General features: G+C 59.6%; 8 protein-coding genes and 1 pseudogene. 5 read left to right on the top strand and 4 right to left on the bottom strand.

What is annotated here, in order from left to right; translation table 11 throughout:
- Positions 1-163: 163 nt before the first annotated feature.
- Positions 164-964 (bottom strand): phytochelatin synthase family protein, encoded by an 801-nt coding sequence (locus ACZXDY_RS43315; RefSeq protein WP_464349704.1) that lies wholly within the window; start codon positions 962-964, stop codon positions 164-166.
- 359 nt (positions 965-1,323) lie between these two features.
- Here ACZXDY_RS43315 and ACZXDY_RS43320 point away from each other — a divergent pair.
- The 3 genes and pseudogenes from ACZXDY_RS43320 to ACZXDY_RS43330 all read left to right on the top strand — a co-directional run.
- Positions 1,324-1,677 (top strand): annotated as a pseudogene (locus ACZXDY_RS43320) (adenylate/guanylate cyclase domain-containing protein); the annotation flags it as partial.
- Between the two features lie 457 nt (positions 1,678-2,134).
- Positions 2,135-2,539, top strand: a complete 405-nt coding sequence (locus tag ACZXDY_RS43325; RefSeq protein WP_464349711.1) for a hypothetical protein — start codon at positions 2,135-2,137, stop codon at positions 2,537-2,539.
- Positions 2,540-2,543: 4 nt separating this feature from the next.
- The gene (locus tag ACZXDY_RS43330) at positions 2,544-3,011 is read left to right on the top strand and encodes a hypothetical protein (protein WP_464349705.1); all 468 of its coding nucleotides are present in this window, start codon (positions 2,544-2,546) and stop codon (positions 3,009-3,011) included.
- A 308-nt stretch (positions 3,012-3,319) separates the two neighbouring features.
- On the opposite strand, the gene ACZXDY_RS43335 is transcribed toward ACZXDY_RS43330, so the two are convergent.
- Positions 3,320-3,922 carry a PAS domain-containing protein gene (locus tag ACZXDY_RS43335; RefSeq protein ID WP_464349706.1) on the bottom strand — a complete coding sequence of 201 codons (603 nt, stop codon included), beginning with the start codon at positions 3,920-3,922 and terminating at the stop codon, positions 3,320-3,322.
- 1,281 nt (positions 3,923-5,203) lie between these two features.
- Here ACZXDY_RS43335 and ACZXDY_RS43340 point away from each other — a divergent pair.
- Positions 5,204-5,392 carry a hypothetical protein gene (locus tag ACZXDY_RS43340; protein WP_464349707.1) on the top strand — a complete coding sequence of 63 codons (189 nt, stop codon included), beginning with the start codon at positions 5,204-5,206 and terminating at the stop codon, positions 5,390-5,392.
- Positions 5,393-7,316: 1,924 nt separating this feature from the next.
- Here ACZXDY_RS43340 and ACZXDY_RS43345 read toward each other — a convergent pair.
- Positions 7,317-7,754 (bottom strand): hypothetical protein, encoded by a 438-nt coding sequence (locus ACZXDY_RS43345; RefSeq protein ID WP_464349708.1) that lies wholly within the window; start codon positions 7,752-7,754, stop codon positions 7,317-7,319.
- Between the two features lie 191 nt (positions 7,755-7,945).
- Here ACZXDY_RS43345 and ACZXDY_RS43350 point away from each other — a divergent pair, with 191 nt between their 5' ends.
- Entirely contained in the window at positions 7,946-8,131 is a 186-nt protein-coding gene (locus ACZXDY_RS43350; RefSeq protein WP_464349709.1) for a hypothetical protein, read from the top strand.
- Here the strand turns inward: ACZXDY_RS43350 and ACZXDY_RS43355 are convergent, their stop codons facing one another.
- Entirely contained in the window at positions 8,132-8,380 is a 249-nt protein-coding gene (locus tag ACZXDY_RS43355) for a hypothetical protein (protein WP_464349710.1), read from the bottom strand. It lies immediately after the preceding gene.
- Between the last annotated feature and the right edge of the window lie 1,084 nt (positions 8,381-9,464).

The following is a 9,464-nucleotide window of genomic DNA, read 5'->3' on the forward strand; positions in this document are numbered from 1 at the left end:
CCTACATGAAGCTCCCGATTGCCACCGAGATGAGAGGTCGATTCCACCGAATTAGAAGTTCGGCGGCCGCGAAATGCACCAGTGCGCCCCAAGTTGCGTGATTTTCACACAGCCTGGGCCAATTGCGGTAGTTTCGTTTTATCAACACGAAGTGAAGAACGCCTCAAGGGGTCTCCACAAGAATATACCCGCGGTTCTCAACCGTATCGAAAGTGCGCATACCCTTAACCAGGGTTGCAGTTGGCATCCACACCCAGCCAGCGCTCGCAGGGTTGACGTCAAGGACAAGAAACGAGTCGGATTCAGCGTCATATGCCCCAAGCGGCGAGATATGTCCGGGGCCCTGTTGGCCCGCAGCCTTGCGTTGGTAGGCGACGATCACATAGTCACCCCGACGCTTGAGGTTTTCAACCAAATCAGTCCGAATATCCTGCTCAGGCTTGCAGTCATCAACGATGACAAGCCGGGTCGTAAGACCATTCGCCCTCAGCATCTCATCGAGCTGACGGATCTGATAGCCGAAGTCCTGGATCTGTTTTCCATTGATCGTCATCGGTTCGCCGAGAACTTGCGCGCGCGTCTTCTGGCCTTTGGTGATCACGTTGTCCTGCGTGAAGCGAGGGATTGTGGGATCGAAGGCGCTCGGAATGTACTTAAGGTCTTCTGAATGTAATCGGCTCCGGTCCCTCGGCAGATCAGGGCTGCGACCTCGAACCGCGTTGAGCACAATTGCGGCAGATGCGGGTCCACAGAACGCGCTGTTCGACTCGGCTTCGAACTGATTGGCAAGGGCCGGAAAGTCTACCTTGGCAGTTGAGCGGGTCAGCCGCGCAAGCCCCTCATCCGACGAGAATGGCACAAGCTCCTGAGAAATGGTCGCTGGTGCGTTATCCAGCGCAAATGCGGCCGGAAGTTGCACCGTCGCCAGCAAGAGCGCGAGTGCAATCCGCGCGAGACGTGACATACCTAGCTCCTGTTTCTTGGAGCCCGACGGAAATTAATCTAACGAGGCCAAAAGGCCTGTTACAGCAGGAATGTTGCCGCGTTTTCGCTACTCAGGAGGCTGACGTCGCCTATGGGGCAAAAGCGCCGTTCGGAAGGTCGTCGGGCTGCTTCCGACAATCTGAGAGCCAGACCGGACCTCGCGGTAGGGCCGCAAAGCGACAGTCCAGGCGTGGGGAGCAACACTTGCTTTTGCCCTCGCGTGTCCACATCGGCTAGACTGGTCTGGCTGGCAGTATGGGGTGACCCATGGACATCCCACCGATCACAAGGCGGTTGGCTGCGATACTGGCAGCAGATGTTGCTGGCTACAGCTGCCTCATGGCCGCGGACGAGGACGCGACCCTGCGGACCTTGGACGCGTACCGTCGAACGATATCTGATCTCATCTCTGAGCATGCGGGACGCATTTTTGGATCCGCCGGAGACAGCGTGATTGCGGAATTCAGCAGCGCAGTGCAGGCCGTGCGCGCCGCAGTTGCGATCCAGCGCGCGCTCCATCGCCGAAATGCCGATCTTCCCAGCGAGCGGAGGATGGAATTTCGAATTGGCGTCAATCTCGGCGACGTGATGGTGGGCAGTGACAACCTGCTCGGCGACGGAGTGAACGTTGCCGCGCGGCTGGAAGGCGTCGCTGACCCCGGTGGTATCTGTATCTCCGGCGCGGTGCGCGATCAGATCGAGGGCAAGCTGAACTTTTCCCTTACGTCGATCGGGCAACGATCGTTAAAGAACATCAGTCGTCCAGTTTCGGTCTATTCTGTAGACTGGCGGCTCCAGCATCCAGCGGCCACGGGCGTTTTGGGCGGCGAGCTTGTGCTGCCGGATAAGCCATCGATCGCCGTACTACCATTCTCGAACATGAGCGGAGATCCCGAGCAGGAGTATTTCGCGGATGGCATTACGGAAGACATCACTACCGCCTTGTCTCATCACCGATGGTTCTTTGTCATCGCGCGAAATTCGACCTTCTACAAGGGCCGCGCCGTCGACGTGAAGCAGGTCGCTCGCGAACTCGGCGTGCGATACACCCTCGAGCGTAAGACGCGCCGGACAACGCGTGCGGATCACAAGCCAGCTGATCGAAGCAGAAACCAGAAATCACCTGTGGGCCGAGCGGTTCGATCGCGACATGGCCGACATCTTCGCCATCCAGGACGAGATCACCCAGAGCGTGGTCGCCGCGATCGAGCCGGAGATGTTGCTGATGGAAGGCAGACGAGCCTCTCGCAAGAGCGTCGGCAACTTGGATGCGTTCGATTGCTGCATGCGTGCGATGTGGCATTTTTCACAAATCACTCCCGAGAACCAGGACGAGGCCATTACTCTGTTGCGGCGGGCGATCAGCCTCGATCCGACTTTCGCCCAGGCACACATGGCGCTTGCACGCTCGCTGAACGCCTGGGTTTGGCACGGCTGGACCAGCGATCGCGCGAGCGACGCGTCCGAAGCTCATGCGGCTGCGGCGCGCTCGGTTACGATCGATGACCGCGATCCCTACTGCCACTACGCGCTGTGCTGGACGAGTTTGGTTTAAGCGAATGCACGCGCAGGCGCTTGGGGAGGCCCAGCGTTCGATCGACCTCAACCCGAATTTCGCGCTCGGGTTCTTCGCCCTTGGCCTGGTTCGTGTCTATATCGGACACTTCAGAGAAGCTCTGGACGCTCTGCTGCACTGCCTCCGTCTGAACCCGAACGATCCTCAAGCCGGTGCCTTTCTGGGCACCATCGCTATGGCTCATTATCACCAGGAGAACTACGAGGAGGCGGTCCATTATTGTCAACTTGGGATGGGCGCGCCCCGTTTCTACCCGGGGCTCAGGGTCTTTCTCGCAAGCCTTGGCCAGCTCGGACGGGTGGAGGAAGCGCGGCCGTTGGTGCATGATTTCGTCTCCCGGCCGGCGGACCCGCAGCAGCACTTCGACGTTACGACACCTTACCTTGACATGAAGTACCGGGAACATCTCGCGGACGGCTTGCATCGTGCGGGCGTAACTAACCTGCGGTGATAGTCGTTCGGTAGAATGGCTGGTCGAGCAAACCGTCGGGAGGCCCGAAGTCGCCTAAGGGTCAAGCTGAGCAGAACCTGGTGCGTGTCCATGTTTTCCGCTTTGCCCCTCGAATGCGGACATCCATCATAGCGGTCGGCATATCTCAGAAGGGCCACTACCGGAAGTGTCTTGGCTTTCATTCGACCACTTTGTTGGCGCGACCAAGGAGAGACAAGTTGGCGAGTCCGTTTCGCGGCCGCTGTCGCCACCGCACGACTTCGACGCCCAAAAACGGGGAGGCTTAGAATGATCGAGAAGGTGATCGGTTAGCTTCCGGCTTTCATGCCCGCGCAGCATGCCAGAATGCTCTCGTGAGTCTGCCTCACCAACTCTCGCGCTTCCCAAATCGCCTCGTCGGCCCTTTGCAAGACATTCTCTGACGAGCGGGATGACGAAGGCAGCGGCAATTTCTCTCTGTGCAAGATGGAAGCGGTCGCGTCGGCAACGTGATGAACCAGCGCGACTGTTGATCCCTTGTCATCGAGTACTGACCAATTCTTCGGGTACCAATAACGTACCTGCCATGGTCGTGCATCGGGTCGGATGTCATAGCGCTGCGGAGGCATAACGTGTCCCCGCCCTGTGTGCAGCACGGTCTCGAACGACGCGCTCAGATTGCGAACGCCATCCGCCCCTGCACAAAGTGGGTTGTCCGGAAATGCCTCGAACATGTCCAGACCTGCCAGCGTCTCCCGCGAGCGCGAGACCTCGCGGAGGTAGCTCTCGTTGGCGTCGATTATCCTTAAGTCCGGCGCAAGGACGAGTATCGGAAGAGGCGAATGCTCGAACAGCCGCCGCCACACGTTCTGTGCTTCGGCCATCAAAGCAGCGGGCGACCGGAAGTTCGGTTGGTGAGTGGCGATCGTCATGTCTCGCCCGTTATTCAGCGCGTCTTGCCGCTTAGCAGGGTGCGGGCAACCTTGTTTGCGTGGAAAATAGTCGTTCGCAAGGCTTTTTGGAACATGGAACCAGTTGCGACGCTTCGCCCGGCCTGGCGCGGGCGACCTGTCTTCTATGGGAATGGTCGCTTCGGGAACTTCTGTCGTTCGATTTCACTTTCCTAACAGATTGGGAGAATGGCATGTCCTTGGACCGCAACGCTGAGGTTCAGCATCTTGCAGAGGCTGAGCGTCACGTCGCCGTCGCAGAACGGGCCATTGGACATCAGCTGATCGAGCTGTTCTGGTCCTCGAGTTTCAAGTCATGGTGCTTGATGAACCAGGCCGAGAATTGGATGACGAGCCCGCGTTCGTAGTCGCCGTTGAGTTTCATTCAGTCCTCCTTGGCCCAGCCCTGACTGGGCCTATAGCGCGCAGCGTTCGCCGCAAAAAGAAAAGCCTGCCCCCAGAGCGTCTGGAGGCAGGCCAAGTTTCCGAAGGCTGATGTCGTCGTCGTGCCCTCGGAAGCGACACTTGCTGGGTATGCCAAGCCTTCCGATCGGTAAACTCCAGTATCGTACGGGAGCCGGAGCGCTCCCCTCGCCCGTGCCTAAGCATGCCTAGCGAGAGGAGCTAATGCCAGCCGGCTGGAACGTCGGCAACGATCAGCCTTGCGTCCCGTTCCAGCGGTCAACCGGGAATCGAGTTCCTAGCCTCAGGCCGTCTGATCAGGTGGTCGCCGCCCGAGACGTCCTTCCAGTTCAGCTCTCAAGATCACCACCTGCTGAAGGCGGGCTAATAGATCCTCGGCAGTGCGACTCAATTGCACCCCCTGCTGAAGACGGGCTGATAGATTCTCGGTTGTACGAAGCAGCAGAATTATACGATCGCCTTCTCTCATAGCGTCACCAGCCAATGTCTAGTGGCAGCAGCAGAAAGTAAGCAGAACAGCCGCAGATTGTTCCGGCGGAGCCGGCGCCGGCAGGCCGGGAAGTGCGGGGAGCGCTCGCTACTCATGAAAATGCCCAACCCTCCGTGCGGCGAAGGGTGGGCGGAGCCGTCCGGACAGCCGCAAGCGACAAAGCCGACCAGGCGAACGGCCGCAACTTATCTGAGGCGCCGGCACGCGCAACCACGGTAGACTACGGCTTGCGGGGGCTCAGATCTTTGGGCTCAGCGCGAAGCGCTCAATACCCTCGTCCGCCTCGGCGGGAACGTCTGCGCATTTGCAGCGTTGCCGGCGACTTGTCCTGTCCATGCAATGGGGATCGCATGCCAAATTCCAAGAAAAGCAAGCCGGCCAACCGGCGTGAGTACACTCGCAACGACATCAATGCGCTCAAGGCGCATTCGAAGGCGCGGACGCCGATCGCTAAGATCTCCAAGCAGATGAAGCGCTCCGTGCCGGCGCTGCGGACGAAGGCGCACCAGCTTGGCATCGGGCTCGGCCACACACGCTGATCACGAGATGTTCCGTGTCCGGAAAAGACTTTCTAACTTAGGGCAAGTTTTTTCCGGTAACGAACAAAGCGGCGACCGCCGCCGATGCGTAAGACGAAGTTTACGTCCGACGAAGCCGTGGATGTTTGGTTGCGCTATTGAAGTGGTCAGCTTCAGCACGACATCGCCGCCGATTACCGCATCAACGCGGGACGGGTCAGCGAGATCTTGACCGGAAAGGCCCAGATCGGAAGCAAGCAAGTCGCAGCTTCTAAGCGTTCTGCGTAAACTCACTGCTGACGGCGGGCGGCTTCGGCCGTCCGTTTTCTATAAAGAAGCAGCCCGGTCATTGGGCTGACCGAGCAGCTCCTCCAAAGGGACCCTCTTGGAACTGTGGCCCCCGGCCCCGGGCTAAAAATTCGAAATGAAAAGCCGTCTCCCGGATTTTCCTACTTTTTCCGATGACTAAGCTTCGCGCTCTAACACACGTTAGTCGCTAGACGGATTTTGAGCGCGAAGCGCTCGCCGGCCATGTAGGAACGGCACCCCACCTCGGTCGTTGCCTCTTGTGCGGTCTAGAAGAGCCGCCCAAGGAGCAGACCCCAGCGCCGCAATGCCGTTGCCTGCGACGTTGGGGCTGCTCCTTTGACGACTAGATCGGCCGACCCAGCTCGTCCCACTCTTCCATCTAAGCGCTCGCCGGCCGTGCGGAATCACTTAATGGCACGCCAATAGTCATCCTCGCGCTCGTCGTCCTTCGGCTTGTCCTCCTCCGAGAGGCCAGCGGAGGTGGCGATGACAAAGCTGATCAGGACGCCGATGTCCAAGGAGGTGCGGGTGCTCTCGCCATGAAGCAGATCCGGCTGGACGTACTTGATGCACTTGCCTTCGAGCCAGGAGACGCATGCTGAGCGGCGGCCTCTACACCTGGATCGGCGGCTTTGGCGCGCAGCTCCAGGGTTTCCAGTGGCGGCATCCGAGACCGGGTGAGCACACAGGGGCGCCCGGCGCGGGATGACGATGAGAACGGTTTTCAGTGAGGCTGATTGAACCGGTAGTAATTCCAGTTTCGCGGTTCCTGCGACCTATCGTATGGCGAAGCCGTACCTTCGTCAGACTTCTTCGCGCTCGACCAAAAAACTCACCATCCACATAGGCAGAGCCATCACGGTCTTTCTATCTCTTGTCCTCCCCACCACCCTCTACCTGCGTTCGTCGCTATGACCATACGAATGCAGGACTCAAGGGTGCCATTAGCGAGTTGCATTCGGTGACCCGCCGCGTACCCTATGCAGGGTTCCGCGTATGACGGGGAGCACAAAAGCACAAACATTGACGCTCCACCTGCGATGCCAGCGAAAGACTTTGACATGTTGGATTCTCCCTGTGTTCACAGGACCCATCCATCTTATCTTTAGCTCCCTCCTGGATCGAACGCTGATTCCTCCACCCCTTTGATTGTGTTTCCCGCGCCGCCGCGCCCGGTTCAACGACTGAGCGCGAAGCGCTCGCTACCCACGCGGCAATCGGCGGCGCCAGCGCGTCTCTCCCAGGGCACGCCCTCGCCAGTATCGGATTTCCAGAGCGGTAATCCCGAGCGGGAATAGCCGGGCCAAACAACCGAATCTTCCCGAGCGCGACATCGGCCGACGGATCGGCCATTGGCGCTGACAATTCTCCGGCCCGCGGAATTGTCATCAAATTTTCATTTGCACCGACTGTCGGTTGTGGCTTCTGTCGGAATGCGTCTGCCGCAAGCGGATACCTCCCACAGGGTCCGCGAGTGTCCCCGGCAGCAAGTAGGCGGCTCCGGTGTCCCAACGCCCCCCCGGCCCCAGCGCCGGAGCCGCTCCCCAACGCCTGCCACATCCGTCAGATCTTGGCTCAGCGCGGAGCGCTCGCTACACTCGGTGGCCGATACACGGAGTCGAACATGGTGATTTCGCTAGAAGAGCGCAGAGCTGCGCGTGAGACCGTGAAGGTCTTTCACATGATCGATGCCCTCGGCGCCGAGCTGCAGAGGCAGGGCGTGGCCGAGGTGTTGACGGTGAGTGGCTTCGACCTGGCGGCGCTGGCGCGTGTGGCGCTGCGGACGAACGCCGACAAGAGGTGATTTCCTCGGCGGCCAGCTCCAGGGCGAAGCCCTCGCTACCCGCGGCCGACTACAGTCGATCCGCTTGATCGTCTCGGCCTTCAGGAAGGCGCACATCTTCGAGAAGATGTTGTCCGCCACGCCCTTCATCTCCTCGTTGGCATTCGCGATGCCGCGCGCCGTTCCGACAGACCAGAACTCGGGATAGACCTCCTTGAGCGCGGCCTGAGCTTCGATGATTTTGGCCGGCACGAACTGCTCGTAGGGGTCCATCGGCACGCCGCCGGCCATGATAGGAACCAGGATCCATACGACCCGTTGGGCGGCCATGCACAACGTCTGGCTCGCTCTCATCGTCTCGGCGCTGATCGTTCTGGTCGCCGCCCTATCCACGGCGGTGATGTTGATGCCGATGTAGCGCGAAGCGCTCGCTACCCATGGCCGGGGCGGCTTATACTCTCGGTTTCACCGAGACCATGACCATGACCGATGCAACGGCGGAAATGGTACGACTGATGAAGGTTGCTGAGGCCATCGCCCGCGAGATGGATCGACAGGGCGTTGCCGAAGCGATCGCTGATCTCGACTTCGATATCATGGAGCTGGCGAGGGTGGTGGTCCGGGCCGCGGATGGAGACGTGATCCCGTTTCGGCGGCCACTGGATTGATTATTTGCGCGTAGCGCTCGCCGCAGTTACAGCATGGAACTCACCGGCCTTCATCCCTTCAACCTCAGACTGGGATGCATTGCGTACCGCGTGGCCCATCTTCTCTGGGACCGACCCAAGCACCAGAGCGGTGGCCTCCCCGCCATCGGCCGCGCCACAGACGACGAAATAGCGGGCCAGGTCGTCATTCTCGTCGTCATAGACCTTGACGATGTAGCCAGGAGAATGAGTGAGGGGTAGATCGACCATAATAACCTCCGATGCAAATGGGTCGTCCCGATATCAGGGCGGAGGGCTCGCTACAATGCCTTTTGGGGTTAGCGGAGCAAATGCTGGAAACTTTCCGCCGTACTCTCCAAGAGATGCAGGAGCACAGGAAGCACATCATCAAGACCATTGAGGGTGTCGACGCTGGAGAGCTATAGGTTCTGCCGATAATCCCAGGAACAAGCGCCGGGAGCCTATCCGGAGCTAAAGCGGCGTTTCAGGCGTTCCCGAGCCAGGCTAATGAGGTTCGACCGCTCGGTTCGCGAGGGGCTGGTCGCAACGTCCCGCATTCCTCACTTGTCGTTTTCCTTGGGGAATGCCTCTTGGGTCTTGCGGCCTGCGAAGGTGTCAGGCGGGGGTTCGTCTTCAGCACTTCTCGCGCCGCCTGGACACTATCGCGCGCTACCTTCAGGTGCGCGTCATCACGTTCCTTCAAACCGTTTGGCAGGCGGAAAAAGCGGAAAGACGGGTGCATAGTTGCACTCCCTGGTCATGCAGGCGGGAGCGCACCACGGACGCCAACGGAGAGGAGCCTCGGCCGGTGATGCGGAACAACGATCTCCGAGCGTCTTCGGTTCAATGCCCGCCAAGCCCGGAATGCCTCAGCGACAAGATTAGCGGAAAGGCCGCCGCCGGGTCGAGAACGGCGACGGCTTTTTCCTTACGCACTCAGACGACCGCAACTACCGCCGCGTGGCGTGAAGGCGACGGTCAGCGGGCGCACCGGTGCCATCAATTTGATGGCGTTCCCGTTTGCGCAATTCAACTAGACGTTCGAGGTAGGGCGGCGGAGGCGAGGCTGCGAGAGATAAGTCCTGCTGCAATCTGTCACCCACCTCGTCACAGATCGACCGGGCAGTCTTATGGTCGATGTGGTCCAATATCCGACTGGTCGGTTCCATATCGCGACCTTTCGATTGGGCCCCACGATTGACTTAAGTTAAGGAGCGGGAAAATGTTTCCCGTATCTTCGAAGGATGCCGACGGTTCCGACGTTTATGACCTCGTGCGTAACAATCAGATGGTGTTCGGTGTCCACCGCGACCTGGACATTGTAGCCGACGAC

The organism is Bradyrhizobium sp. LeoB3, assembly GCF_055456055.1.

Excerpts from the sequence above, each read along its gene's own strand:
- ACZXDY_RS43355 (WP_464349710.1), bottom strand. The coding sequence starts at position 8,380 with ATGGTCGATCTACCCCTCACTCATTCTCCTGGCTACATCGTCAAGGTC.
- ACZXDY_RS43325 (WP_464349711.1), top strand. The coding sequence starts at position 2,135 with ATGGCCGACATCTTCGCCATCCAGGACGAGATCACCCAGAGCGTGGTC.
- ACZXDY_RS43315 (WP_464349704.1), bottom strand. The coding sequence starts at position 964 with ATGTCACGTCTCGCGCGGATTGCACTCGCGCTCTTGCTGGCGACGGTG.
- ACZXDY_RS43330 (WP_464349705.1), top strand. The coding sequence starts at position 2,544 with ATGCACGCGCAGGCGCTTGGGGAGGCCCAGCGTTCGATCGACCTCAAC.
- ACZXDY_RS43350 (WP_464349709.1), top strand. The coding sequence starts at position 7,946 with ATGACCGATGCAACGGCGGAAATGGTACGACTGATGAAGGTTGCTGAG.
- ACZXDY_RS43335 (WP_464349706.1), bottom strand. The coding sequence starts at position 3,922 with ATGACGATCGCCACTCACCAACCGAACTTCCGGTCGCCCGCTGCTTTG.
- ACZXDY_RS43345 (WP_464349708.1), bottom strand. The coding sequence starts at position 7,754 with ATGGCCGGCGGCGTGCCGATGGACCCCTACGAGCAGTTCGTGCCGGCC.
- ACZXDY_RS43340 (WP_464349707.1), top strand. The coding sequence starts at position 5,204 with ATGCCAAATTCCAAGAAAAGCAAGCCGGCCAACCGGCGTGAGTACACT.